We start from the raw sequence: 25,735 nt of genomic DNA on the forward strand, positions 1-25,735 counted from the left end.
TCGCCCCCTCCTTTCATGCTGGAATCAGTCCCACCAGGACCGGAAGAAATCGAAGAGTCCCCACGGCGCGCCGGTTTCGGGGACGGCCACGGAGCGGATGTAGATGTTGAAGCGGCGGGTGCGGTTGCGGGTCGAAGGCTCGATGTAGAAGTACTTGCCCTCGAGGCCGGCGACATAGCCGGACGCATCGTAGAGGATGTAGTCGTCGAGGCCGTAGCTGAACTCGATCTCGTATTCGTAGAGCGCGTTCAGGTACTGGTCCTGGGGAAGCGCGACCGAGAAGACGTAGAAGCCCGAGATGTTGCGGCCGAAGCTGTAGCGGTAGTCGCCGTTGTAGGTGTAGTGGAACTGCGTCACGCGGTTGTTCAGCGCCTGGATCGCGGTGAAGACGGGGTAGTCGTCCGGATCGGTCACGTTCAGGACGGTGTCGTCGCCGTCGGTGTCGAAGTTGCGGACGGTGATGATGACGAGTTCGTTGTCGAACGCGGCCGACTCCTTCGCGAGCGTGCAGGTCTCGACGCCGGCGCCGGTGCAGTAGTAGACGTCGAAGACGAGGGTCACGTTGTAGGTGACGTCCGTGACGGTGGTGTAGTAGTAGGTGTGGGTGAGGCCGTCTTCGGCGGTGACGCGGTAGAGCACCATCAGGTCGGTGCCTTCCTCGGGTTCCATCCCGGTGACGGGATCGATCGTGTAGTCGGCGAGGAGCACGGCCTGTTCGCCGATCGTCGAAGCGGCCGTGACCTCGGCGGTCCAGTACCAGCTCGAGGTGCCCATGTTGTAGGCGTAGCGGGCGACGCTGCCGCCGTACGGCAGGTAATCCAGAAAGTACGGCATGTACGAGTCGAGCGGCGTGTTGGAGACCTGGCCGTCGACGCGGTAGTAATAATACGGATAGAGGTCGGCGCCGTCGTAGTCGATGCCGTTGAAGTAGACGAGCGGCGTGTAGCCGGTGCCGGTCAAGACCGTTCCGGAAGCGTCGGTGATGCGGATGATCGGGTAGTTGGTCTCGTTGGCGAGCTGGGAGAAGCGGATGTCGGAGAGGAACGAGTTCGTGCCCGGGCGCTTCGTGATCTCGAGCGGGGTCGCGATCGTGATGTAGTCGGTCGTCTGGCCGTCGCGGTAGAAGACGAACGAGAACGTGTAGATCCCGGGAATCGTCGAATAGGACATGGTGATGAGGAGGTAGTCGTCGGTGTCGTACGTGATGCCGACGATGTCCTCGCTCGCGATCGGAGTGACGCCGTCCATCTCGGTGGCGGTGACGGTGATCCCGAAGTAGGACCACGTGCCGCCGGAGACGACGCTGTAGAGCTCGAGGTTCTGGTCGAGGCCGAGGTCGACGGTGAAGACGGTCGATGCGTCCTCGCGGACCGCGAAGACGTCGTCGAGGAAGACCTCGTTGCCGTTCTTGAGGACGCTCACGAGGTCGATCTCGCGGCCCGTGATGGAATGGTGGTAGGTGACCTGGGTGGTGCCGTCCTCCGCGGTCAGGACGTAGACGATGTCGAACGTCTTGTAACCGTCGGTGATCGTCACCTGGTTCAGGTAGACGTTCGTGAGCGTCGCGAACGGCGAGATCACGAAGGACCCGGTCGTCATGAAGTCGGGGAGGTAGGTCGTGTCGTCGAGATACGACGCGATGCCGGTATCGGTGTCGGAAGTGAAGTTGGTGGTGCCGTTGGCGCCGATTCCGGGATCGTAGCCGACGTTCGCCGCGCCCGTGATCGTCGTCCCGGCGATGACCGTCGAATCGTCTTCCGAGTAATAGTCGAGGGCGCTGATCGCGGCCGCCGCGGAGGGCGCCTTGTCGAACATCACGTTGTTCTCGGAGCTCGAATTGAAATACTTGTAATACATGTAATAATCGCCGGCCCTCGTCGCGCTCGAGAAGGCGATCGTGACCGAATAGGTCCCCGATGCCGCCGGGACGCTCGTGATCGTGTAGTACGAGGAACTCACGACGGTGGCGTCCTGATACTTGACGGTGATCAGGTTCTTGAAGTCGTAACCGTCCGCGAGCAAATCGCCCGTGTAGGCGAAGTTGAATCGGATCGATCCGCCGGCGTTGACGTTTCCGAGGTCGGTGACGTCGGACTGGTTCGTCACGTTCGCGGCGGTCCCCCCGTTGAACTGGACGGTGTCGATTTCGATCGTGCTCGTGCCATAGCCGATGCGCGGGGTGAAGATGATGTAGACCTGATAGTCCGTGTAGTAGTTCGCGGAGGCGAACAGGTCGGACCCGACGAACGCCTCGGAATAGACGGTGAAGAAGCCGATCGACGTCGGGGCGGTGTTCGCCGTGATGTCGCGCGAAGGAAGACTGGCCGTCAGGAGCGCGGGGTAGGCGGTCGAGATGCCGTCGGCGCGTTCGGGGTAGAGCAGGTCGTTGTACGCTTCGAGCTGCGCCTGCGACGGTGCGCCGCCATACTGGTCGTACGCCCGTTTCGCGATCAGCGCGGAAGCGGACGTGAGCGCGCTCGTGACGGCGTAGCTGACGGTGGTCTGGCCGACGCCGAACGCTTCCATCGACACCGTGAAGGTGATCGTCTTCAGGTCGTAGTCGACGTCCGGATACGTCAATACGGTGTTCGATCCGCCGTTCTCGTCGAGGACGATCGTGCTTTCCGTCTCCTCGACCAGCGCGGACTTGTCGTTGAAGGTCGACTGCTTCAGGGTCTCGTAGGCGGTGAGGACACCGGCATCGAGCTCCTTCAGGTAGCTGACGCTCACCTCGTCGTAATCGATGAGCAGCGAGATCTCCGGATCGTGGTCTTCGTCGATCGGACGGATGTCGTCGGTGCGGATGTTGGTCGGCAGGACGAGGCCGTAGGTCGAACCGGCGGTCGTCGAGAGGACGTACATGCCGTTGGGACGGGGGTTCGTTCCACCGGTCTTGAAGCGGTCGGCGAGCAGGTTGTATTCAAGATAATAGATGTATTCAGTCAGCGCCGGGTTGGAACGCATCTGGAAATCCGGGTCATAGATGTACTGCGTGTTCGAATCGGTGAGATTGGGATCGCTTGGGTTTTCGGTGATCCAGGGGACGGTGATCGGCGCGTGATAGAAATAACGGATCGTTGAGCCCGCGTTGTAACTGCTTGTTGAATAGTATGTCCCCGATCCTCCCGGAGAACTGTACCAAGTGGAGACCGAGCCGATCTGCGAGTAGATGTTGTTGCGGGTGACCGTATACGTGTACGGGTTTCCCGTACCGCTGCGAAGCGTGACCGGACCGGCGACGTAATAGAATCCAGTGAACACGACCTGCGTCGTGTCATTCAGCTTGGCGGAGTAGTAGATGGCGCCGTTGAACTGGAAGTAGCGCGACGAGTTGCAGAACGCGTAGTCCTGGTCCAGGCGGCCGATGAGGTCGATGTTCGGGTTGGCGTTGACAATGAAGTCGAAACTGCCGTCTGCCGGCGACATGACGCCGCGGACACCGCGCTGGAGACGGCCGAAGATGCCACCGAATCCGCGCTTTCCGCGCGGTTCTTCGCGGGTATACCCCGACGGAAAAATGAAGGTGTTGCCGTCGGCTTGATAATAGTCGTCGATGTCGGTGATCGAAAGTGAAAACTTGTCGATGCTGGAGAAACTCGAGGTCGCAATCGACTTGATGCCGCCGTAGTTGATGGCGGTATTGATGTCGACGTCCGTGATCGGATAATCGACGCCGCCGAGCACGTAGGTGGCACCGACGATGCCGCCGGCGACGTCGGTCGCCGAGATCGTACCGTGGTTCACCATGCGACGCATCTTGCAGAGTCCGTATCCGATGATCCCGCCCGCGGAGGAATAGATTCCCGGGCGGTCGTTGGAGCCGACGGTCGTCGCGATCGGCCAGTAGTTCGCTCCGGTCGAACCTCCTCCGGGAGTGTCGGTACCAAACTTGATGGCGAACGTCTGGTTGGTCGATGTGGTCGAGTAGCTGGCGATCGTGCTGGTGATCGCGGAGACGTTGCCGTAGTTCAGGCAGTTCGAGAGAATCGAGTTCTCGATGGTGTCGGCGAGGCCGAGTCCGCTCGTCACGCCGCCGGAGGAAGCCTCCGAGTACAGGCTCGAGGCGAGAATTCCGCCGGCGCGCACATATCCTTCGGCGATGCCGATGACGCTGCCGTTGTTGGCGGAGTCGTAGATGCGCGAATTGCCGGAGAGCGTGATCGCATTGATGCCGGCGATGACGATCCCCGCCGTGTAGCCGGTCACCAAGTTGGCATAATAGGTGCTGGTCGTGTTAAACGTGGTCGTTCCACTCGTGGTTCCATTGTAGACGCTCAAATTACCCAGGTTGGCACAGTCCTGAATCGATCCCGAGTTAAGGGCCGAGATGCCGCCGACGAACGCATTCGACAAGCCTAAAATCCCATACAGACCCAACCCGACGGTTCCGTAGGAAGTCGTGACGTTTCCATAGTTGATCGTGTCGATGATGCCGATGGTCGCGATCGGCTGTGAGGAGGCGTCCTGCGACTGGAGGTCGCCGGAGTAGTTGTAGGAGGCGATGCCGGCGATGTAGAGGTTTCCGGATCCGGACATCTCAGCGATCACGATATTACCCTGGTTGATCGAGTCGATGATCTTCTTCCCGCTGGTCAGGGTTCCGGTGATGCCGCCGACGGTCAGGGTGTAGCTGCCGACGTTGCGGTTGACGATCGTGATGTCGCCCTTGTTGATCACATTCTGGAAATCCACGTTGGTCGATGCGGTGATGCCCGTGATGATCGTGTTCGCGATCTGCGTGATGGTCGTGGAACCAGAGGATGCGAGATACGAGAGATCGCCGAAATTGGCGGAATACCGGATCACGCTGTGGTTGTTGTTCATGGAGAGGTAGAAAGGGGAGAACGACAGGAAGTAGGCGGTCGCGAGGGTGAAGTCCGCGTAGTTATACGACCGCGAGATCGTGATCGTGTTCGCCGCGTTGTAGCTCGAGACGTCGAGGATCGTTCCCGTGTAGCGGAAGTGCGTGTACCCCGAAAATCCGGTGGAGTCGTAGGTGAACCCGGCGTGATTGAAGAGCAGGGCGTATTCCGCCGATTGCGAGGTGTTCGAAACCCCGATGCCGGCGGCGCGGATCTGAGCCCGCGACGAACCGTAGGCGGCGTCGATTACACCGCTGTTGTAAAGGTTTGCGAACAGGTAGTTGCCGGCGTTCTCGAGGATCGGCGCATAGCCGCCGAGTTCGCCGAAGACGCCGCCGACATTCTGCGTGGAGGTGTACCCGGAGACGTCGTTGGCGGAGGTGACCGCGCGGACGGCGAGGTCGCCCTTGTTCGAGACGCCGACGAGGCGATGGCGGATCGAGGAGGTGTTGATCATGTACCCGACGATGCCGCCCATCTTGACGCAGACGGCGTAATATCCCGTCGCCATGCCGAAGGTCGAGGTCGTCGAGAAGCCGTCGATGTCGGCGTTGTTCACCGAATCGGTGATCGAGAGCTGGTTGACGACGGCGGAACCGACAATGCCGCCGATGTAGTAGTTCGGGGCGATCGCGAGACTCGACTGGAAGACATGCACGCCGGCGTCGAGGGTGCCGTTCGTCGAGATCGAATCGATCGTTCCCGAGGCTCGCCCGACAAGCATGCCGACATGCGTTTCGCCGATCGAGGTCGTGCCGAGGTCGATCGTCGCGTCGATCTGGATGTCTTGCATCGTGCCGCCGATCATGCGTCCGGCGACGAGACCGATGCCGAAGACGTTCGAATAGTAACTTTCGCTGTCGGCGATCGTGATCGAACAGTCGGCGATGTTGAGGTCGGTGACGGTGGCGCCGGAGACGATGCTGAAAAGACCGGCATAATAGTTCGTCTCGCGGACGATGCCATTGGTCATGTGCAGGTTGTAGATGTAGAAGTTGTCCGCGAGGGTGCTGCCGTTCTGGCCGGTCAGGAACCCGGTGAAGTTGACGGACGGCGTGACGTAGGCGTCGGGGGCGACTTCGCTCATGTCGATGTCGTCGACGATGCGGTAATGCGCCGCGGGATAGGAGACGCCGTTGTTCTGGGTGAGGTATTCGATGACGCGCGAGAAGGCGACCATGTCGATCGCATCGGCGATCTCGTATTCGTCGTTGGTGTCGTTCCATGCGAGACCGAGCATCTGCGGGTAGGCATCGGACGCATAGAAGAACCAGCGGTCGTTCGCGGTGTTGAGGCTGGAAGAACTGGACTTGAGCGTCGCGGTCGTTTCTCCGACCGCATACGCGTTCGGGGTCGCGACGTAGAAGGTCGAGGTGCCGACCGTGACCGCGAGCAGGTAGACGCTCGAGTCGTATGCGAGGTTGGCGTAAGTTCCCGAACCGGTATTCGAATACAGGACCGGCTGGACGATGAACTTGTTGATGTAGGAACCGTTGACGACGACCTTGGAACTGTAGTAAGCGTTCGAGAAGGATCCTAGATTGGTATGGACGATGCCGGCCGCGGTGAAGGTGCCGGTGGAGGTGCCGACCTTGTAGCGGATGCCGGCGTCGGTGACGGAGGTCCGGGTGTCGATGACGAAGACATGGTCGACGACGCCCGTCGATTCGTTCAGGCCGACCAGATTCGAGGTCATGTTGAGGTCGATGTGGACGTCGAGGAGTTCGAGTGTCGGATTGACGAGACCGACGTTTTGGATCGTACCCTCGTTGTAGGTGAACATCGAATAGTAGTGCGAGACGGCGATGTCGATCCAGGTCGTCTCGTCGACCTGATCGACGAAGACCATGTCGTCGTAACCCGCCAGGTAGAGGTTCGAGACCACGAACCCGCGACCATCGAAAGTGCCGGTGAAAACGTTCTTGTGCAGGACGGAATCGACGTCGGTGAACTGATGCCCGATCGGAATGAAGGTCTTGGCGCCCATGACCGAATAGTCGATGTCGCCGCCCAGGATGTAGTTCAGGTCGAGCAGGAGGGCGATCTTCGCAGCGGACAGCTTGTAGTTCTCGGATGGCGTTCCCGATACGTAGACGTCCTCGTAGGAGACGTCGAGCGACCAGCGGTACAGTTCTTCCGCGGTGTCGAAGCGGATGTACTTGCCGCTCGCGGCGGTCGCACAGTCGACGACGGAAGTCGCATAGAGGCAGTAATCCTCGCGGAAATCGGTATAGGTGATGAAATCGGAAGCGCTGGTCGGCGGATTGAGAAGCGTCTCCCAGTCATGGATTCCGTCGAACTCATCATCAATGACGACATCGGTCGAACGTCCCGCCCAGACGGGATCGACGTTCAGGAGAACGGCGAAAACCGCGATGACGGACAACGCGGCGATGGCGAGCATGCGGGTGAAGCGGCGGCGACTGGGACCGGGTTTATACATCGTCGGTCACCTCCTTACCACGAGCCGCCCCACGGCGGCACGGAAAGACCCCAGACGTTCTCCGGTCCGCCTTCGGCCTGGACGGCTTCGACGGAGAAGGCGATCTGGAGGGAATAGCCCGGCGAATAGACGGCGAAGTTCGCGAGCTCGTAGGCGGTGATGAGGCCGATTTCGTACGGCGTGGTCTCGTCGACGCGCTGGACGGCGAGGCGATAGTACTGATAATTGTCGACGAGCCGGTTGTCGTACCAGTTCGTCGTCTCGTAGTCGAACGGCATGTATCCCTGGCTGAGGATCGACAGTTCGGTGATGTCGCCTTCGTAATTGACGTACGTAAGCGTCAGCTGTTCGTAGAGCTTCACGCGGATGTAGGTGTCGACGTTGCTCGCGACTTCGAAATACAGGCGGAAATTCTCGAAGAAGTTGTCGGCGGTGTTCGAGGTGATGTCGATGAGATACACGCCCGGCTTGTAGACGCCGGTGTCGATCTCGACCTCTTCGGCCTCGATCCGCGTGCTTCCGTCCCAGAAATAGGCATCGAGGGCCACGTCGACGAATCCGACCTCGACGTCCACGTCTTCCTGAAACAGTGTCGTGAGCCAGCTCCAGGAGGTAAACACGAAAAGGGTCATCGAGACCGTGAGCAGGGCCAATGACAGAACGAAGCGTTTCCGTAGACGGGCGTCGTTCATCGCGCCACCTCCTTTGTTCGTGTGCCTTTTTTATTCATTTTACCATAATATGGTGCGGATTTCGGGTGAAAAACCGGAAATCGCGTCTTGATACGAAAATCGCCATCATCCCGGAACGTTGGCCGTTTTCCATTCGCGGGACAGGGATGCCCCGAGAAATAAAAAACGCCCTCATCTTCTCCAAGATAACGGCAACTGGCTACCATCGACGAGCGAAGGCCCTATAGCTTTGCGTCGCTAGTTTTCACTAGTTTTGCTATTGACAAGTCCATTATATAGCAGGATATGCCGTTTGTCAATCGACATCACTTGAATTCGCATGTAAAAATATTCATATTTGAGAGCATTTGACACCGCTTCGCATCACTTAAAACTCAACATTTTTTTATTGTTTTTGGGGTGCTTTGATGATATGATAGATAATGCAGATTTCTTAAGGGGTGTTATACACATGAAAAGCCTGCTCATGAAGAAAGTCATCATCATCTTCTCCGTCATGGCCGTCCTCGTCCTTACCGCCATCGGCGTCTCGTTCGCGACCGGCAACAGCTCGTTGCCGCGCCTGAGCGATCCCGACGGCATTTTTTACGAGCGGACCGATGCGGAGGGGAACGTCATCTATTCGATCACCAACCAGGACCTGTACGATGAAATCAAGAGCAACGACGGTCTCGACCAGCTCCTGTACCTCATCGACGGTTATCTGCTTCAGGACTATGTCGCGGCCATCACCGACGCGGAGATCGCCGACAAGCTTCAGCTCCTGACGTACGGCACCGACGACGACGACGCGATCGCCGCGCTCGAGGAGGATGTTCGTGAGACGAACGAAACCACCTTCGCGCAGAGCATGATCCTCGCCGGTTATACCGGTCACGAAGAAGACTACGCCCGCATCGTCCTCGCCCGCGAAGCCTACGCCCGCTTCATGATCGACACCGAGGGCGACATCACCGACCTCAAGGTCGCGGCGCTTCACGTCTCCTCTTATTACGAGGATATCAAGGCGATCAAGATCCGCTTCATGAGCTCCGCCGAAGCGACCGCGACGCTGCGTCATTTCCACCTCGTCGCGTTCAGCGCCACAAGCCTTCGCGAGTATCTCGGCTACGTCTTCAAGACCGAAACCGAAGTCTGGGACCATGACGGGAACAGCACGACCGCCGAAGTGGTCGCCGATGCCTATACCACCGTCACGCCCTACTACTTCGACGCCGACGGCGACATCCTCAATCTCGACGACGAAGTCGAGTACAGCAACGAAGGCGACGGCATCTATGCCGATGCCAACGACGATGAGTTCACCCTCCTCGAGAACGGCGACCTCGTCGACAGCGACAGCGAGGTCGTGATCGCCGCGGCCCTCCTCTTTGATTCCGCCGAAGAAGCCCAGACCTACAAGGACGAGAATTCCGACTACTACACGATGTCCAAGGTCGACGCCTTCGACGAGACCGAGGAAGCCGAGGTCCGCAACGAGGCCGGCGATCTGGTCTACACCGTCTCCTTCGACGGCAAGATCTACGACCTGACCCACACCGACGTCACCGACACCGCCGACATCGTCATCAACAAGACCTACAAGGCGATCGAGAGCATGGGCACGGTCACCGTGAACAACTCCCGCGAACTCACCGACGCCGAAGTCCTCACCTTCTTCATCGACATCTACAACTACGTCTACGGCGGAATCCGCGACGCCGCCGACCTGCTCGATCCGGCCGCCGACGCCGCCGACCTGATCGCCTCCGACAATCCGTACCTGACGCACGTCTTCGACGACGTCAAGGCGGTCCAGAGCTCGCTGGCGACCTACATGTTCAAGACGCTCGACATCTCCGGCGAGGACAAGGTTCCCTACACGCCGACCGCGAAAAGCTTCGCCGGTTCGAACGACACCGACTATTACCTCATCTACAAGCTCACCCAGCCCGCCAAGATCAACGCCTACGAACGGATGCTCGACCTGATCGAGGACAACATCAAGCTCCCGGCCCAGACCGTCGACGATCTCGAACTGCCTTCGACCGGCTGGTACTCCGCGAAAATCACCTGGACCTCCGGAAACAAGGACTTTATCGCCAACGACGGCACCGTGACCCTCCCGACGGACGTCGACAAGGACGTCGTGCTGACCTACAAGATCACCGCCAACGGCGTCTCCCGCACCGGCACGATCACTGTCAAGGTCCTCGTCTCCGGCACGACCTCCGAGGTCGACTCTACCGATCCCGGCGACGCCCCGACCTTCCGGGAACTTCTGGACGACCCGACCCTGTACGAAAGCCTCTACCGTCAGCTCCTCGACGATGCGATGACCAACACCGACACCGCGTCCGACACGATCACCGCCAAGCTCGTCGCGATGCGCACCGCCGCCGGCTTCAAGATCTACGACAGCTGGGTGACGATCGACTACCAGGCCGTCGACACCGCCTTCACCGGCGTGAAGAAGGGATCGAAGACGCTCGTCGCCACGCTCGATTCGCGTCCGACCTACGAGTCCGACGCGATCGTCGAAACCGGTCTCGAGATCACCGCGGACGACCTCTTCGAGTACGCCCTCACGAAGAACACCGCCCTCTACGTCCTCTACGCCAGCCAGTACAAGGAACTGCTCTACTCGCCCTTCTTCGAGGAAGCCTTCGGCACCCAGAGGAACCTCGACCGGAACAAGAGCGACCGGATGCAGGAGATGTTCGCCTCCGTCAAGAATTCGAAGGACTACTACGCCTACCTCCAGCAGCTCTACGCCTCCTACGGCATCGACTTCACCTATGCGAGTTTCAGCGAATACGCCTACCAGCAGTACGGCACGAAGACCGAACTCGAACTGTTGCAGTACTTCGTCCAGGGCGAGCTCCAGCCGTACCTGATCGCCGAAACGATCGAGAACTACGACCTCGTCGAACTGCTCTATCCGACCGTCCTCGAGTTCTATCAGAACTTCTTCTCGCTTGACGTCTCGCATCTGATCATCCTCCTCGACTTCGACGAAGACGGTACGCCCGACGACTACTACGCCTACATCGACGCGCTCGACGAGACCGGCGTCGACGAATACGAGACCAAGCTCGCCGGCTTCGAGGCCGCGATCACCGAATACCTCGACGACGAGGATCACGATTTCGCCTCGCTCGTGACCGCGTATCGCGCCGCCGCCTACGACGACGAGACCTGGGGAACCTTCAAGCAGTTCGGCTTCCGGATCATGACCGAGGACCTCAACGTGGTCGACTCGGAGGACGACACCGTCACCCATTCGCTCACCTACAGCGGCGAATACGGCGTCTACGAGACCTACGTCCCCGAATACGTCGACGCGCTCGTCGCCCTCTACCAGGAATACCGCCTCGACCAGAACAAGGACCTCTCCGAGATGATGAGCTCGCTCGTCACGACGGTCTACGGCCAGCATCTGATCCTCGTCCAGAAGGGCGACGACTTCAACGGCTTCTCCGCGGCGTTCACCGAGGCCGACCCGGCCAATCCCGTCTATTCGGCGGGTTCCGAAAGCGCCGACGGCGAGCCGACCCTCGAACAGATCAAGCTCTACGCCCTCTACTACTTCTACAACATCGTCTACGATCTGACCGACGCCGACGTCGAGGAAACCTACGGCATCGTCGTCCCGAATCTGCCCGCCTCCGTCAAGACCGCCCTCGAGTTCTACTTCGACGATCTCTGCGCCAACCTCTACGTCGTCGGCACGCTGAACATCACGATGGCCGACCGTCTCGAAGTCGGAACCACCGCGAACAACGGCTACGGCATCACCGACGCCGCCTTCCAGGCCTCGCTTTCCGAGATCCAGGACGTCTACTACCAGGCGCTCTTCGGCCAGTATCTCGACTGAACCAGACCCCAGCATCGAAAAAGGCAACCGACCGCGGTTGCCTTTTTTTCCGTTTTCCTCGCCATGTAAACGAAAGCCGCCTTCCGGCGGCCTATTTCGAAAGCTTGTGCTTGTAGAAGCGTTCCTTGTCGATGACGCCGATCGGTTCGGTGAAGGCACCCGGGGCGACCTTCGCGAGTTCCTCGCCGACGACCGTGACCTTCGAATCGATGTTGTCGATGAAGTGGATCACGAGCGCCTCGACGACGTTCGGCTTCTTCGGCGAGCCGAAGTTGCCGTAGTAGTGGTGCGACAGGACGATGTGCTGCAGAAGCATCGTCTCCTCCGCGTCGGCAAAGCCGAGACGCTCGGCGGATAGGGCGATCTCGTTCGAGGTGAGCGAGATGTGGCCGATCAGCTTGCCCCGGAGGGTGTACTCGGCGCCTTCGTAGGAATCGAACTCGAGCGTCTTGGTGAGGTCGTGGAGGACGATCCCCGCCGTCAGGAGGTCCCGGTTCAAAAACGGATAGACGGCCGCAAACCCGTCCGCCATCTTGAGCATCGAGGCGGTATGGTAGGCGAGCCCCGAGATGTAGGCGTGATGGAACTTGGTGGCCGCGGGATAAAGGTAGAAGTCCTCGGAATACTTGTCGTACAGGTCGAACGTGATCGCCCGGACCACGGGATTCTCGAGCTTCGCGAGGCGCGATTCGATCGACGCGCGCAGCTCGCGCAGGTTCACGGGCGCGTATTGATAGAAGATGCGGAAGAGGCGCTCCTTCTCGTCGTCGTCGACCTTCTTGTCGGCGATCGACTGGAAGACGTCGGCGCGCAGCTGGACCTTCTCCTTGAAGGCGATCGCGACGCATTCGAACCAGTAGAGCTTGTTCAGGCTCACCGGGGCGGTCGCGGGGATGCGGACGACGACCTTCTCGCGGGCCTCGGTCTCGACGTTGATCGCGACGGTGTCGTAGGTGGAGGGGTTGACGGCTTCGACCTTTCCGAAGAAGTCGACCTTGGTGCCGATCTCGTAGTTCATCTCATTCATCTCGTTTCTGGAAGACGTAGGCGCCGATGTCGGGAAGCGTCCAGGAACCGGCGGCGTCCGTCTCGACGGCGGCGCCGAGGATCGGACGGTAGGAAGCGGGAACGACGACCGTCTCCGGCGCCGCAAGCGGCTTGAAGACGATCAACAGCGCGGCGCCGTCGTTGAGCGCGTAGAGCACCGACTGCGACTTCAGCCGGATCACGTCGGCGTCCTGGAGGAGTTCCGAGCTGGCCTTGAGGCGGAAGCCCCGATTGTCCCTGCGGATCCGGGCGGCGGCTCGGAAGAAGTCGACCTCGTCGTGGAACGCGTCCGCCCGCGACCAGTCGATCCGGTTCACGGCGTCGCCCGACACGAAGGAGTTCTCGTCGCCGCCCTTGGTGCGGCAGAACTCCTGACCGGAATGGATGAAGGGCATCCCCTGGGCGAAGAGCACCATCGCGGTCGCGAGCCGCTCCCATCTGGCGATGCGTCCGACGTCGTCGGTGAGCGACAGGCACTTGTCGAAGAAGGTCAGGTTGTCGTGGCATTCGACGTAGTTCACCGACTGCGAGGCGTATTTGAACATGAAGCGGTTCGCGGCGCTCCCGAGGAGCATCTCGCGCACGGTGTCGAAGTCGCTCGGGTCGCCGGTGGCGAAACCCGGAACCTTCGCGTCGAAGGTCTTGCCCTTGATCGTCTCGCGGAAGCGGTCGTTGAAGAAGCCGATCGTGTAGATCACGTTCTTGTTCATCATGTGCGCCATCCGGTCGGCCATGTTCCCGGAATGCATCTTCCAGCCTTCGCCGTAGACGAGGATGCGCTCGTCGAGCTCGTGGAGTTCCTGCCGGAGTTCGTTCATCGTCTCGACGTCGATCAGCCCCATCAGGTCGAAGCGGAAGCCGTCGATCTTGTACTCGGTCGCCCAGAAGAGGGTCGAGTCGATGATCAGCTTGCGGACCATCTTGCGATGGGTGGCGAGGTCGTTGTGGCAGCCGGAGACGTTCGTGTAGATCCCCTGGCGGTCGACGTGGTAGGCGTAGCCGGGAACGAGCAGTTCGAACGGGAAGGAATACTGGTCGAAGACGTGGTTGAACACCACGTCCATGACGACGCCGATGCCCTTCGCGTGGAGCGCGTCGATCGCCGTCCGGAATTCGTCGATGCGCTTGTAGGGATCGTTCGGATCGGTCGCGAACCAGCCTTCGGGGACGTCGTACTGCTGGGGGTTGTAGCCCCAGTTGTAGTCGTCGCCGGGATCGTTCTCGTCGATGCCGTCGAAGTCGAAGACGGGCATCAGCTGCACGTGGGTGATCCCGAGCGAGGCGAGGTAGTCGAGGCCCGCGGGATTCCCGGCGGGGGTCTTCAGGCCGGTCTCGGCGAGGCCGAGGAACTTGCCGGGATGCTTCGCCCCGATCGCGGGGTCGATCGTGAAGTCGCGCACGCTCGTCTCGTAGACGATCGCGTCGAGCGGGTCGCCGGAGAAGGCGAAGGGATGTTCCATCTTCCGGAACTTCGCCCTGTCGACGACGAAGGCGTAGTTGCCATTGGCGTCGGAGGCGACCGCATAGGGGTCGTTCACGATCTTCTCGGCGCCGTTCACGTAGACGCGGTAGCGGTAACGCCAGCGGTCGAGGTCGCCCTCGACGACGAGCCGCCAGACGCCCTGGTTGCGGTAGGGGACGTCGTGGAAGACGGTCGCGCCGTCCGGACTCACGAGTTCGAGCGTGACCTTCTTCGCGACCGGCGTCCAGATCTTGAACTTGGTCGACTGCGGCGTGTAGGTGAAGCCGAGGTCGTTCTTCTTGTAGGCGTAGATGTTGTCGAAGAGGTCGGTGCGGACGATCTTGCCGGTATAGAGTTCGGAACTGATCCCGTCGTCGTCGATGACGCGGTAGATCCGGTTCAGGGTGATGTAGGCGTCGAACTGGGCGACGAGCTTGACCTCGACGCCGAGGTTGATCTTCTCGACGATCTCGAGGTCGACGGTCTCGTCGTCGCCTTCGAGGCGGTAGGAGTTGCTGTCGCGGTAGTTCCTGAGGGGGACGATGATCGTGAGGCAGTCGAAGTCGTCGAGGTAGCAGAAGAATTTCCTAAGGTCGTCCATCGTGTCGCTCTCCCATCCGCCGGATCATGCCGAGGGCATGCTCGCGGAGCGGTCCGTATTCGTTCTTGAGCCGGCCGTGCAGAACCAGATCGACCAGTTCGTCGACGATCCCGCCGATCACGCGCGCGTCGGTGAGCGGCGTGTCGCGGAGGATGTCGTCGCCCTTGAAGGCGAGGTCGCAGACCCGCCGGATCGGCAGGGCCTCGTGGATCCCGCGGATCGCCGCCTCCTGGTCGCGCGCCGGATCGAGGCTCGCGTTCACGGCGTTGGCCGCGAGACAGAGGTCGAGACCGTTCACATAGACCTGAAGCACGTCGAAGGGATCGGCGGCCGTCACGTCGACGAGATCCATGATCCGTGCGATCGTCTGGCGCTCGCGGTTCGACAGACGCCAATCGGCGGGAATCGACCCGTCGCCGAGGGAAAAGCAGAGGGCGGCGAACTCCTCGAAGGACAGCTTCACGGGACCGCGCGCCGCGAGGAAGCGGACCCCGGCGGCGATCGGCCGCAGGATGTCGAGGACGCCGGAAACGGCCATCGCGGCGTACGCCTTGTCGGCGTGCGGACCGCGGACGATGTACTTGAGTTCCTGGAGGACGCGCTCGCTCGAGACCTTCTCGAGCAGGTCGGCGCTCTCGCGGATGCCGGCGAGCGTGTCCGGCTCGATCGTGAAGTCGAGTTTGGCGACGAAGCGGAACGCGCGCAGGATGCGGAGCGCATCCTCGGCGAAGCGTTTGCGCGGGTCGCCGATCGCACGCAGGATCCCATGCTCGAGGTCGGCCTTTCCGCCGAAATCGTCGCGGATCGTTCCGGCCGCATCCATAGCGAGGGCGTTCACGGTGAAGTCGCGGCGCTTCAGGTCCTCGGCGAGCGAATCGACGAAGCCGACGGCGTCGGGATGGCGGGCGTCGGCGTATCCCCCTTCGCTGCGGAAGGTCGTGACTTCGAACGGCCGGTCGTCGAGGAAGACCGTGACGGTGCCGAAGCGGATTCCCGTCGCCTTCGTCCCCGGGAACAGGCGGGTGACTTCGGCGGGCGTCGCAGAGGTCGCGACGTCGATGTCCGACGAAACCGTCCCCAGCAAAAAATCGCGGACGAAACCGCCCACGAAGTATGCAAGATGTCCGTTTTCGTTCAGTCTGGCCAGCACTTTCCGGCCGATTTCGAGATATTCGCTCATGGCGGACCACCGGCATCATTATACCATGCCGGACGGCTTTATTCTACCATTTTATGCGCTCCGTGCTATAATGGGGACGGTGATTCCGATGCGTTCGATCCAGGCTGCGACCGTCGTCGAGACGACGGTATCCAAATCCCGCTTCATCGCCCATGTCGCACCCGTGCGGTGCGCCGCGGACGCCGCCGCGTTCCTCGCGGAGGTCAAGCGTCTTCATCCCGATGCGACCCACCACTGCCATGCCCACGTCCTCGGCGCCGACGGCTCCGTCCACCGCGCCTCCGACGACGGCGAACCGGGCGGGACGGCGGGCACGCCGATGCTCGAGACGATCCGCCGGACGGGCATGACCGACGTATGCGCCGTCGTCGTGCGCTATTTCGGCGGCGTCAAGCTCGGCGCCGGCGGGCTCGCGCGGGCGTATGCCGGAGCGGTCCGGGCCGCGCTTGCGGCCGCCCGGCCGACGGACCCCGTCCGCTACCTGCGGATGGAGACGTCCGCCCCGCCGGCATCGGCCGGCATCGTCGAGCACATTCTCCGGGAGACCGCGATCGAACTGTCCGCCGCCTACGGCGAACCGACCGTCTTCCGCTTTCTTGTCCGCGACCGCGACGCCGACGCCCTCCGGGAACGCCTGGTCCGGATCGAAGCCGTCGCGACGGCGGAATCGGGCGCCGACATCCGCTATGAATGAAAGGATCCGTCCGGAAGGGCGGATCCTTTCACGACAGGATCGCATTCACCTGTTCGAGGAGGCCGACGACGGCGTCGACGAAGAGGTAGGAGGCGACGAAGGCGAGGACGACGAGGACGAGGCGGATCTGCCTGGGATCGTCGTTTCGGAAGAGGCGGGAAAGGTCGAGCGACTGGAACGCGCGATAGACGAACGGCGTCACGGCGAAGAAGAGGAGGAGACGGATGATCGCGAAGACGGCGGGATCGAACACGGCTACTCCATCACGACGTCGGGCACGAATGCGTCCGGATCCATGTCGGTCCGGACCGTCACGACCAGTTCGTTGGGAAGACAGACGAGCGGGGAGAGCGCGGAGTCGGTCGGGGGCTGGTACTCGCAGATGTCCTTCGGACTCTCCTGGAAGGCGACGGAGATCTTCCCGTCGGCCACGCGGAGCTTGACGCCGGGGATCATGCGGTCGTCGGCGAACGCCTCGGTCGTCGTCCCCGGGACGTAGAAGGTCCCCTCGTCGGCGTAGTCGACGTTGACGAAATCCTCGTACTCCGTCGGAAACACGGTATAGGAGCCGGTGTCGAGGTCGATCATCAGGATCAGTTCGTCGCGGTAGTAGACCTGCGCGAAGGCGCCGCCCGCGACCGAAAGGCGGTCGTAGAGGGTGAAGCCGAGAAGCGAAAGCAAACCGAGAAGCAGGGTCGCCCCGATGAAGATCAGGTCGTTCCTTTTCATGGGATCCTCCCCCCTTTCCGTCAAGATCATTATACACCATCCGCGCGGCTTCCGCGATTTTGTTTGTCGGCGGGCGAAAGATTTGCTATAATGGAACGCGGTGAACCGACATGAAAAGAATCCTGCTTGCGCTTCTTTCCCTCATCGCCGCCGCCGCGCTTCTGGGCTGCGGAACATTCGCGAATCCGAACGAGACCTACTGCACGGAAGGGCGCGTCGACGGCGTCTATCTTTGTTCGCGCCCGTGGAGCGTCTATTTCGATACGTCGATCTCGCTCACGCTCTACGTGACCGAGGACGACGCCTACGACGTCGCCGCCGTCTTCGACGAAGTCGAGGCGACGCTGTCGCGCTATCACGAGTGGTTCGACAAGTACCATGAATATGCCGGCGTCGCGAACCTCTGGACGATCAACCAGTCCGGCACCGCGCCGACGACGGTCGATCCCCTCTTCTACGATGCGCTCGAAACCGCCTTCGCGATCGCCGGCGACATCGTGAGCGACGGCGTCGATCTGTTCAATCCGGCCCTCGGACCGGTGCTTTCGATCTGGCACGACGCACGCGAGAGCGACCTCTGCGAGGAAACCGGGATCGGCGTCTCGACGTGCCCCGTCCCCGATGCGGCGGCGCTTGCGGGACCGTTTTCAATCGATCCGGACGACGTCATCCTCGATCCCGTCCTCCATACCGTGACCTTCGCGAAACCGGGGATGAGCCTCGACCTCGGCGGCTTCGCGAAGGGGTTCGTCTCCGAGATCATCACCGACCGGCTCGACGCGATGGGCGTGACCTACCTGCTCAATTCCGGCAACTCGAACGTGAAGGCGGGCGGCGTGAACCCCAACAACGACACCGGTCTCTTCTACATCGCGCTCACGAAGCCTTCGTTCGATCCGTTCGCGACCGGCTACTACGTCTATCTCAAGGTGCCGGCGGACGTCTCGGTCGTCACCTCCGGCAACTACCAGCGTTTCTTCTACGGCGCCGGGGACGGCGAAGTCTACCACCACATCGTCGATCCGCGCACGTTCTTTCCCGGCGGCGAGGCGATGGCGGTGACGATCCTGATCGAGGACGGAGCCAGGGGTGACGCCTACTCCACCGCGATCTACCTGCTTTCGATCGAGGAGGGACGCGCCTTCGTCGAGGCGACTCCCGGTCTCGAGGCGATCTGGTATCGCGCGGACGGAACGGTCGTCTATTCCGACGGGATCGGCACCTACGTCCATCAATGGCTCGTCGACGTCGAATGAACCGACGGAATCCTCGTGATTCCGTTTTTTCATGGCCGAAGGCGGCGCGTCGTTTACATCGGCGGCCGCATCGGGTATAATATGAACATCAAACCATCTGCCGTCCGCATCCCGGGCGGAGGAAGGGGAGCTCCCCGATGGACGGATTGCGCGCTTTCCTGAAACGCCTCGAAGAAGATTTCCGAACGATGTCCAGCCAGTCGACGACGCGCGTCTACGACGTGATGATGGGCCTGCTTTCGGCGTCGCTGCTCGGCCTCGTCGAACTGCTTTCCTATTTCCTCTTCGCCGACGGCGACGTCGCCTATCGGCCGATGTTCCTCTTCACGGGAGCGCTGATGGAGAGTCTCTTCGTCGTCTTCGTAATCGTCTACCGGTCGCGGTTCGGAACACGCTCGCGCGTCTGGAACGCGCTTCTCCATCTCTATCCCTATTTCGTGATCCTCGTCGGGCTGGCGATCACGTCGATCGGCCTCGGCCATGCGGACGGGATCGAATCCTATCTGCTCGCCGTCTTCGCTGCGGCCTTCATCCGCATCTACCCGAGGCGCCACCGGATCGCCGTGTTCGCGATCGGCTTTATGGCCTTCATGACGATGATCCTGTTCTACCACGGGTTCTCCGCCCCAAGCCTGTCGGCGCTTCGCCTCGGGCTGATGGTCAACCTGCTCAGCTACCTCTACGCGACGCTCAACTACCAGTCGCACATGAACCGCATCGGGATGATGGAGGCGCGCGACGTCGAAGTGCGACGCCGCGACGAGGCGCTCGTCGAGCTGCGGCAACTCAACGACCGGCTCGCCTCGAGCCAGCGCGTGACCGAGGCGATGATGCGGACGACGACCGAGATCCTCAAGAACGACCGGCTCGACGACGTCCTCCAGCTCGTCCTCGACGAGGCGATCCAGCTGATCCCGGCCGGACAGGCCGGTTCAATCCTCACCCTCGAGCAGGGAAAGATGCACTACCGCGCCGCCATCGGTTACAACCTCAAGCGTTTGAAACTGATCACGCTCGACGAGAAGGACCTCCTGCAGGCAAGACAGGAGAACCTCTATGAACCGACGATCATCCGCGATCTCGAGGTGTTCGACGCGGCCCATCTTCCCAGCGACAAGTTCGAGCAGTTCAAGGAACATGGTGCCCTCGTCGCGAAGTCGGTCCTCACCTGTTCGTTCAAGGCGGACGGCGCCTTCTTCGGCACGATCAACGTCGACAACTTCGAATCCGAAGACGCCTTCGGCGAGAACGACCGGGTGATGATCGGGACTCTCGCTCTCCAGCTCGAGAACGTCATCGCGATCCACAACCTCTACGAACGGGCCATGCTTCCGATCCGTTATGACGAGCTGACCCAGGCGATCTCCCGTCGTCAGCACCGGACGCTCGCGACCGAAGCGATCGCCGCGGCGGCGGAGACCGGCGGGACGCTGACCCTCGGCTCCCTCGACCTGAACGACTTCAAGTCGGTGAACGACACCTACGGCCACGACGTCGGCGACGAATGCCTGCGCGCCTTCGCCGACGGCGTCCGCGCCAATCCGACCGACGGAATGGTCCTTTCGCGCATCGGCGGCGACGAGTTCACAATCGTGCTTCCCGGAATCGGGAAGAAGGAGGCGGAAGCCTACGCCCGGAAGGTGCGCGCATATTTCACCGACCATCCGTTCATGATCGGCGAGGTCGCCTACATAATCCGTTTCGCGATCGGCTTCTCCTGCTTCCCCGAGGACGGCCGCGACCTGTCGGCGCTGATGCGGATCGCCGACCAGCGGATGTACCTCGACAAGGCCGACGCGAAACGCTGAGGATATGGAAAAGAAGGAACGGTTCCGACGTCGGAACCGTTCCTTCTTTTCCTGTCAGTCCTCGCCGGCGCCGGAAGCGCGCGTCTCGAAGACGGCGACGAGCTTCTTTCCGACGAGGCCGGTGAAGATGCCGGTCGGAACCGAGAGGAGGATCATGTAGGGGAGGTAGTACACGAGCGCGGCGGTCGAGAGCACGACGATCGCGGCGCCGATCTGACCGACCATGTGGAAGAGCGAGCCGGCGACCGAGACGCTCACGAGCGAGAAGCGCCCGAGCGCCTTCATCCCGATCATCGCGAGGTACGCGAGAAGGCCGCCGAAGAAACTCATGAACGAGGCCGGCGAGAACAGGCCGCCGCCCGCCACCGGCGTGATCAGGACCACGAGCACGATGCGGAGGAACTGGACGACGGCCGCTTCCTTCGGCCCGTACGCGTAGAGGACGAGGAGGGTGACGATGTTGGCGAGGCCGAGCTTGACGCCGGGGATGATGAAGACGAAGGCCGAGATCGTCGATTCGACGATCGAGAGCACGATCGAGACGGCGACCAGGACGGCGATGGTGACCAGTTTGCGAAGCGCCATGACGGCCTCCCTTCCAAAAAAACAGACTTGATCGCTCAAGCCTATTTCTTGACGGTGCGATAACGGTAGAGCATCGCCGCCGGCCAGAAGAGGGTGCCGATGGCGACGATGACGAACCAAAGGAAATCCTTGAAGAAGGAACGGAACCAGAGGTTCACGAAGAGCGCGAGGCCGACGACGACGACATAGCCGAAGACGGCGAAGAGGAACCCGCCCCTGCGCTTGCGGACCAGGTTCGCGCGGAACTCGGTCGACTTGCCCGGAAACGCCTGGAGGACGTCGTCGGTCGAGCCGAACTCCTCGATCGAGCGGCGGACCGCCGCGTCGACGGGGGTGCCCTGCTCGACCAGGTCCTCGACCTTCTCCTCGAGCGAGATCGAGAGGATGTCGATCAGCTCGCGCTTGTCCTGTTCGTTGAAATAGTCCTTGAGGAGCTTCGATACGAACTTCTTGATCCTGTTCATCGGATGTCGTCCCCCATGATCGCGCGCATGATGTCCTGGAGGACCTTCCATTCGGCGATGGTTTCGCGGAAGTACGCCTTCCCGAGCGGCGTGATCCTGTAGTAGCGGCGCTGGCCGCCGTGCGATTTCTCCCCGGTGTAGGAGGAAATCAGTTCGCGCGCTTCGAGACGCTGCACGACCGAGTAGAGGGTCGCTTCCCTGATGTCGAACTTGTTCGCGGTGCGCGTCTTGATCTCGCCGGCGAGTTCATAGCCGTACATGTCGCGCTCCAGGAGCAGTTTCAGGATGATCGTGTCGATGTGCCCCCGGATGATGTCGCTCGAGATCATCGGGATCCTCAGTGCTTCTCGACGTATCCGATCGTGATCGCCTTGGGACCGCAATGGGCGCCGACGGCGGGCGTCAGGAGGTAGTCCTTGATCTCCTTGTACTGCGGCCGGGCGGCGAGGACCTTCGCGCGGATGACCGCGACGGTCTCGGGATTCTTGGCGTGGATGATGAACGGTTCGATGTCCTTGCCTTCGGTCTCCTCGAGGAACTTCTCGATGACGCGGTCGACGGCGCGGGAGAAGGTGCGGATCTTCTCGACGGTGACGACGGCGCCGTTCTTGTCGATCTCGAGCAGCGGCTTGATCTTGAGGACGTCGGCGACGAAGCCGGCGGCGTTCGAGAGGCGGCCGTTCTTGACGAGGAACTTGAGGTCGGCGACGGCGAAGTAGATGTGGTTGTGGTCGCGGATGAACTCGAGTTCCTTCAGGATCTCTTCGAGCGAGCAGCCGCGCGCGGCCATCTCGGAGGCGGTGAGGGCCATCTTCACCTGGAGGTAGCCGACGGTCTTCGAGTCGAAGACGGTGACGTGTACGCCTTCGGCCATCTTCTTGGCGATCATCGCGTTCTCGTAGATGCCCGACATCTTCGAGGAGATCGTGATGAAGAGGACCTCGTCGCAGCCCTGGTCGCGGAAGCGTTCGTAGACGGCGAGCATCTCGCCGGTCGAGGCCATCGCGGTCCGCGGGAAGAGCGAGGGATCGTTCTCGATCATCTCGTAGAAGCGCTCGGCGGTGAGTTCCTCGTAGTCGACGTATTCCTTGTCGCCGAAGAGGATCCGGGAGCGGATGATCGGGATGTCGTAGGGATGGGAGATGTAGTCGATCGCGGAGTTGGTGCACACCATGACGCCAAGCTTCTTCATAGGGGTTTCCTCTCTGTTCTCTCTGGAATCAACTTCTATTATACCGTAAGGATCGGGAAAGTCAACCGAACCCCCGGAATCGGGGTCAGGCGTGCGGCGGGCGGGTCGTCCACTCGCGTCCGAGCGGTTTCGAGGGCGAGAGTTTCGCGATCTTGCCCTTCAGGCGGGTGCCGGAGAGCTTCGCGTAGGCCTCCTCCTTGGCGGCGGCGGGGACGCTGAAGAAGGTGAATTCGGTGAGGATCGCGATGTTCTGGACCTCGCGGCGCTGGAGCTTCACCTTTCCGCAGACGAAGTCGAGGACGTCGGAGACGAAGAGCCCGTCCTGCTTCCCGACGTTCAGGTGGAAGCGGGCGAGACCGGTCGTGTCGGCGGTGGAGGGGTAGCCGGGCTTCTTCGCCTCGAACTCCTCGTTGATGTCCGCCTCGTTGGCCGGGGCGGCGCTCTCGCGCACGATCATCTTGAGGAGGCCGGCGATGATCTCGTCCTCGGTCAGGCCGGTCTCGATCATCTTGTTCATGATCGCGTACTCCTTGTCGAGGTCTTCGGCCTCGACGAGGTCCCGGACGCGCTGGATCAGCTTGTCGTTCTTGACGTCGAGGACCTTCTCGTAGGTCGGGATCGCGCGCTTCTTGATCTTCGTCTTGAGGATCCGCTCGATCTCCTCGATCTGCTTCATCTCGCCCTTCGAGACGAGCGTGAAGGAATAGCCGACGTCGCCCATGCGGCCGGTGCGGCCGATGCGGTGGACGTAGTAGTCGGCCTTCTCGGGGACGTCGTAGTTGAACACGGCCTCGACCTCGCGGATGTCGAGTCCGCGGGCGGCGACGTCGGTCGCGACCATCACGTCGATGATGCCGTTGTGGAACTTCTTGAGGACGTCGAGGCGCGTCGTCTGCGGCAGGTCGCCGTGGATCTTGTCGCAGTTGACGCCGCGTTCGATCAGTTCCTGGGTGAGTTCGTCGACCTTGACCTTGGTGTTGCAGAAGATGAGCGAGAGCTTCGGGTGGTAGACGTTCAGGAGGCGGTAGAGGGCTTCCGTCTTGTTCTCGCGCTTGACCTTGTAGTAGTACTGGTTGACGTCGGTGTTGGTCTGTTCCTCGCCGATCACCTTGACGAGTTCGGGCTCGCGCATGTAGGAGGTGGCGAGGCCCATCACCGACCGCGGCATGGTCGCCGAGAACATCATCGTCTGGCGCTCCGCGGGGACGTGCGAGAAGACCTTCTCGATGTCCTCCTGGAAGCCCATCTTGAGCATCTCGTCGGCCTCGTCCATGACCATGATGCGGACCAGGTCGAACTTGAGGATCCCGCGGTCGAGGAGGTCGATCGTGCGCCCGGGGGTGCCGACGACGATCTGCGGCTTCTTTCTGAGGGCGAAGATCTGGTTCTGGATCGGGTCGCCGCCGTAGACCGTGGCGATCCGGCAGTCGGGGACGTACTTGGCGATCCGCCCGAACTCGTCCTTGATCTGGACGGCGAGTTCGCGGGTGGGGCAGATGACGACGGCCTGAACCGCGGGGACGGAAAAGTCGATCCGTTCGAGGATCGGGATGCCGAAGGCGGCGGTCTTGCCGGTGCCGGTGTGGGAGTGGCCGATGACGTCCTTGCCGGAAAGTAAAAGCGGGATCGTCAGTTCCTGGATCTCGGTCCAGGCGACGAAGCCCATCTCCTCGACCGCCTTCTGGATCTCGGGTCTGAGGCCGATGTTGAATTCCATGGGAATCATTCCTTTCGGTGAAGCGTATCGTATCGGGAGCGCGCCTTGCGCGTCCCGTCCGTTTTCATGTCGGGTGAATGCGGGCCAAAGAAAAGGTCAGCGCACGGCTGACCTCGTCATTTGACTTCCACGATGCGGACGCCGCCGGCCAAGAGGTGAGATGCCGTTTCGCCGCGGCCGGGGATCGTGGTTCCCGAAAACGTCCCGTCGTATACGTAGGAAAAACCGCAGGACGGGCTGCCGTCTTTCAGGATCGCCTGGGTGCAACGGTGCTTCTTGAGCAGTTCGAGCGTGACTTTCTTGCCGCGGTCGAAATAGGCCGTGACGTCCTCGCCCCGCGCGTTCTTCACGAGCGCGCCGGGCGTGACGATCTCCGAGGGGATCCGGGGCGTGGGCAAACCGCCGAACGATTCCGGACAGATCGGGATCACGGTCTTGTTGCGGACGTATTCGACGACCCTGGGGTCCAGGTTGTTGCCCCCGTCGTACTTGCAGTTGAAACCGAGCAGGCATGCGCTGACCGCGATGACTTCGTCCATTTCACACCTCAAGTTGCGTTCGTCGGTACCGGTGATGCTAGAAAGCGTCGATGTCGATGTTGATCTTCTTGCCGAGACGCGAGGCGGCCGCGTAGGCGATCGTGCGGATCGCGTTCGCGATCTTCCCGCCCTTGCCGATCACGCGGCCCAGGTCGTCCTGGTTGACGAGTACCTGGATCGTGACCGATTCGTCGTCCTCGGCGAACTTCTTCACGACCAGATCCTCGGGATGCACGACCAGCGGCGTCACGAGGTCCGATATCAGTTTTTCGAAGTTGATCGCCATTTCGATGTCCTGCTTACTTCTTCTTCGAATCGGTGTAGGCGGCGATGATGCCCTGCCGCGTCAGCAGATTCTTGACCGTGTCGGTCGGCTGCGCGCCGTTCTGAAGCCACTTCATCACGGCATCCTTCTTGATGTCGAGATGGATCGGTTCCTTCGTCGGATCGTAGACCCCGACGATCTCCAGGAACCGGCCGTCGCGCTTCTGAGAAGCCTCGGCGGCGACGATGCGGTAGAACGGTTTCTTCGTCGTGCCGAAACGCTGCAATCTGATTTTGACCATGGATTTCCCTCCTGATTAGCAAAGTCACCTTATTGTAGCAGA

At 61.3% G+C, this 25,735-nt stretch carries 19 protein-coding genes and 1 riboswitch; of the genes, 4 read left to right on the forward strand and 15 right to left on the reverse strand.

The genetic code is table 11. The annotated features are described in order from the left end of the window. Positions 1-24: 24 nt before the first annotated feature. Entirely contained in the window at positions 25-7,305 is a 7,281-nt protein-coding gene (locus WC509_06850) for a hypothetical protein (protein MFA5007168.1), read from the reverse strand. Between the two features lie 14 nt (positions 7,306-7,319). Beyond that, entirely contained in the window at positions 7,320-7,997 is a 678-nt protein-coding gene (locus WC509_06855) for a hypothetical protein (GenBank protein ID MFA5007169.1), read from the reverse strand. A 187-nt stretch (positions 7,998-8,184) separates the two neighbouring features. Then, positions 8,185-8,265, reverse strand: a riboswitch (cyclic di-GMP riboswitch). A 183-nt stretch (positions 8,266-8,448) separates the two neighbouring features. Here WC509_06855 and WC509_06860 point away from each other — a divergent pair. Then, the gene (locus WC509_06860) at positions 8,449-11,853 is read left to right on the forward strand and encodes an immunoglobulin-like domain-containing protein (GenBank protein MFA5007170.1); all 3,405 of its coding nucleotides are present in this window, start codon (positions 8,449-8,451) and stop codon (positions 11,851-11,853) included. Between the two features lie 91 nt (positions 11,854-11,944). On the opposite strand, the gene WC509_06865 is transcribed toward WC509_06860, so the two are convergent. Genes WC509_06865 through WC509_06875 form a run of 3 tightly spaced genes read right to left on the reverse strand, consistent with a single transcriptional unit; the run spans position 11,945 to position 16,143 of the window. After that, entirely contained in the window at positions 11,945-12,871 is a 927-nt protein-coding gene (locus WC509_06865) for an HD domain-containing protein (GenBank protein ID MFA5007171.1), read from the reverse strand. A gap of 1 nt (position 12,872) precedes the next feature. Further along, positions 12,873-14,963 carry a type I pullulanase gene (gene pulA / locus WC509_06870; GenBank protein ID MFA5007172.1) on the reverse strand — a complete coding sequence of 697 codons (2,091 nt, stop codon included), beginning with the start codon at positions 14,961-14,963 and terminating at the stop codon, positions 12,873-12,875. Continuing rightward, positions 14,950-16,143, reverse strand: a complete 1,194-nt coding sequence (locus WC509_06875) for a CCA tRNA nucleotidyltransferase (GenBank protein MFA5007173.1) — start codon at positions 16,141-16,143, stop codon at positions 14,950-14,952. Before WC509_06875 ends, pulA begins: the two co-directional genes overlap by 14 nt. A gap of 88 nt (positions 16,144-16,231) precedes the next feature. Between WC509_06875 and WC509_06880 the strand changes: the two genes are divergently transcribed. Beyond that, positions 16,232-16,837 (forward strand): YigZ family protein, encoded by a 606-nt coding sequence (locus tag WC509_06880; protein ID MFA5007174.1) that lies wholly within the window; start codon positions 16,232-16,234, stop codon positions 16,835-16,837. 28 nt (positions 16,838-16,865) lie between these two features. Here the strand turns inward: WC509_06880 and WC509_06885 are convergent, their stop codons facing one another. Together WC509_06885 and WC509_06890 are read right to left on the reverse strand one after the other, a co-directional pair. Further along, entirely contained in the window at positions 16,866-17,090 is a 225-nt protein-coding gene (locus tag WC509_06885) for a hypothetical protein (GenBank protein ID MFA5007175.1), read from the reverse strand. Positions 17,091-17,092: 2 nt separating this feature from the next. Continuing rightward, the gene (locus WC509_06890; GenBank protein ID MFA5007176.1) at positions 17,093-17,566 is read right to left on the reverse strand and encodes a NusG domain II-containing protein; all 474 of its coding nucleotides are present in this window, start codon (positions 17,564-17,566) and stop codon (positions 17,093-17,095) included. Positions 17,567-17,676: 110 nt separating this feature from the next. Here WC509_06890 and WC509_06895 point away from each other — a divergent pair, with 110 nt between their 5' ends. After that, positions 17,677-18,822 (forward strand): FAD:protein FMN transferase, encoded by a 1,146-nt coding sequence (locus tag WC509_06895; GenBank protein MFA5007177.1) that lies wholly within the window; start codon positions 17,677-17,679, stop codon positions 18,820-18,822. Positions 18,823-18,959: 137 nt separating this feature from the next. Beyond that, entirely contained in the window at positions 18,960-20,630 is a 1,671-nt protein-coding gene (locus WC509_06900) for a sensor domain-containing diguanylate cyclase (GenBank protein MFA5007178.1), read from the forward strand. Positions 20,631-20,684: 54 nt separating this feature from the next. Here the strand turns inward: WC509_06900 and WC509_06905 are convergent, their stop codons facing one another. The 8 genes from WC509_06905 to rpsP all read right to left on the reverse strand — a co-directional run bounded on the left by WC509_06905 (position 20,685) and on the right by rpsP (position 25,693). Next, positions 20,685-21,215: a Gx transporter family protein gene (locus tag WC509_06905; GenBank protein MFA5007179.1), complete on the reverse strand. Its 531-nt coding sequence runs from the start codon at positions 21,213-21,215 to the stop codon at positions 20,685-20,687. A gap of 41 nt (positions 21,216-21,256) precedes the next feature. Further along, a complete protein-coding gene (locus WC509_06910) occupies positions 21,257-21,679 on the reverse strand; it encodes a permease prefix domain 1-containing protein (protein MFA5007180.1) in 423 nt (140 codons plus the stop codon). Then, positions 21,676-22,008, reverse strand: a complete 333-nt coding sequence (locus tag WC509_06915; GenBank protein MFA5007181.1) for a PadR family transcriptional regulator — start codon at positions 22,006-22,008, stop codon at positions 21,676-21,678. The genes WC509_06910 and WC509_06915 overlap by 4 nt, the downstream gene beginning before the upstream one ends. An 8-nt stretch (positions 22,009-22,016) precedes the next feature. Beyond that, positions 22,017-22,871: a DegV family protein gene (locus WC509_06920; GenBank protein ID MFA5007182.1), complete on the reverse strand. Its 855-nt coding sequence runs from the start codon at positions 22,869-22,871 to the stop codon at positions 22,017-22,019. A gap of 85 nt (positions 22,872-22,956) precedes the next feature. Beyond that, entirely contained in the window at positions 22,957-24,588 is a 1,632-nt protein-coding gene (locus WC509_06925; protein MFA5007183.1) for a DEAD/DEAH box helicase, read from the reverse strand. 116 nt (positions 24,589-24,704) lie between these two features. Further along, complete coding sequence (locus WC509_06930; protein ID MFA5007184.1) at positions 24,705-25,127, reverse strand: DUF523 domain-containing protein; 423 nt, start codon at positions 25,125-25,127, stop codon at positions 24,705-24,707. A gap of 37 nt (positions 25,128-25,164) precedes the next feature. Continuing rightward, complete coding sequence (locus tag WC509_06935; GenBank protein MFA5007185.1) at positions 25,165-25,413, reverse strand: KH domain-containing protein; 249 nt, start codon at positions 25,411-25,413, stop codon at positions 25,165-25,167. 13 nt (positions 25,414-25,426) lie between these two features. Continuing rightward, positions 25,427-25,693, reverse strand: coding sequence for a 30S ribosomal protein S16 (gene rpsP / locus WC509_06940; protein MFA5007186.1), 267 nt, complete (start codon positions 25,691-25,693; stop codon positions 25,427-25,429). Positions 25,694-25,735: the final 42 nt, after the last annotated feature.

This window comes from Candidatus Izemoplasmatales bacterium, assembly GCA_041649275.1.
Classification (GTDB): domain Bacteria; phylum Bacillota_I; class Bacilli_A; order Izemoplasmatales; family Hujiaoplasmataceae; genus UBA12489.

What these genes read in the sequence shown, in the direction of transcription:
- WC509_06895 (MFA5007177.1), top strand. Translation starts at nt 17,677, where the DNA reads ATGAAAAGAATCCTGCTTGCGCTTCTTTCCCTCATCGCCGCCGCCGCG.
- pulA (MFA5007172.1), bottom strand. Translation starts at nt 14,963, where the DNA reads ATGGACGACCTTAGGAAATTCTTCTGCTACCTCGACGACTTCGACTGC.
- WC509_06850 (MFA5007168.1), bottom strand. Translation starts at nt 7,305, where the DNA reads ATGTATAAACCCGGTCCCAGTCGCCGCCGCTTCACCCGCATGCTCGCC.
- WC509_06900 (MFA5007178.1), top strand. Translation starts at nt 18,960, where the DNA reads ATGGACGGATTGCGCGCTTTCCTGAAACGCCTCGAAGAAGATTTCCGA.
- WC509_06930 (MFA5007184.1), bottom strand. Translation starts at nt 25,127, where the DNA reads ATGGACGAAGTCATCGCGGTCAGCGCATGCCTGCTCGGTTTCAACTGC.
- WC509_06915 (MFA5007181.1), bottom strand. Translation starts at nt 22,008, where the DNA reads ATGATCTCGAGCGACATCATCCGGGGGCACATCGACACGATCATCCTG.
- WC509_06935 (MFA5007185.1), bottom strand. Translation starts at nt 25,413, where the DNA reads ATGGCGATCAACTTCGAAAAACTGATATCGGACCTCGTGACGCCGCTG.
- WC509_06910 (MFA5007180.1), bottom strand. Translation starts at nt 21,679, where the DNA reads ATGAACAGGATCAAGAAGTTCGTATCGAAGCTCCTCAAGGACTATTTC.
- WC509_06855 (MFA5007169.1), bottom strand. Translation starts at nt 7,997, where the DNA reads ATGAACGACGCCCGTCTACGGAAACGCTTCGTTCTGTCATTGGCCCTG.
- WC509_06860 (MFA5007170.1), top strand. Translation starts at nt 8,449, where the DNA reads ATGAAAAGCCTGCTCATGAAGAAAGTCATCATCATCTTCTCCGTCATG.
- WC509_06920 (MFA5007182.1), bottom strand. Translation starts at nt 22,871, where the DNA reads ATGAAGAAGCTTGGCGTCATGGTGTGCACCAACTCCGCGATCGACTAC.
- WC509_06875 (MFA5007173.1), bottom strand. Translation starts at nt 16,143, where the DNA reads ATGAGCGAATATCTCGAAATCGGCCGGAAAGTGCTGGCCAGACTGAAC.
- WC509_06890 (MFA5007176.1), bottom strand. Translation starts at nt 17,566, where the DNA reads ATGAAAAGGAACGACCTGATCTTCATCGGGGCGACCCTGCTTCTCGGT.
- WC509_06925 (MFA5007183.1), bottom strand. Translation starts at nt 24,588, where the DNA reads ATGGAATTCAACATCGGCCTCAGACCCGAGATCCAGAAGGCGGTCGAG.
- WC509_06905 (MFA5007179.1), bottom strand. Translation starts at nt 21,215, where the DNA reads ATGGCGCTTCGCAAACTGGTCACCATCGCCGTCCTGGTCGCCGTCTCG.
- WC509_06865 (MFA5007171.1), bottom strand. Translation starts at nt 12,871, where the DNA reads ATGAACTACGAGATCGGCACCAAGGTCGACTTCTTCGGAAAGGTCGAA.
- WC509_06880 (MFA5007174.1), top strand. Translation starts at nt 16,232, where the DNA reads ATGCGTTCGATCCAGGCTGCGACCGTCGTCGAGACGACGGTATCCAAA.
- rpsP (MFA5007186.1), bottom strand. Translation starts at nt 25,693, where the DNA reads ATGGTCAAAATCAGATTGCAGCGTTTCGGCACGACGAAGAAACCGTTC.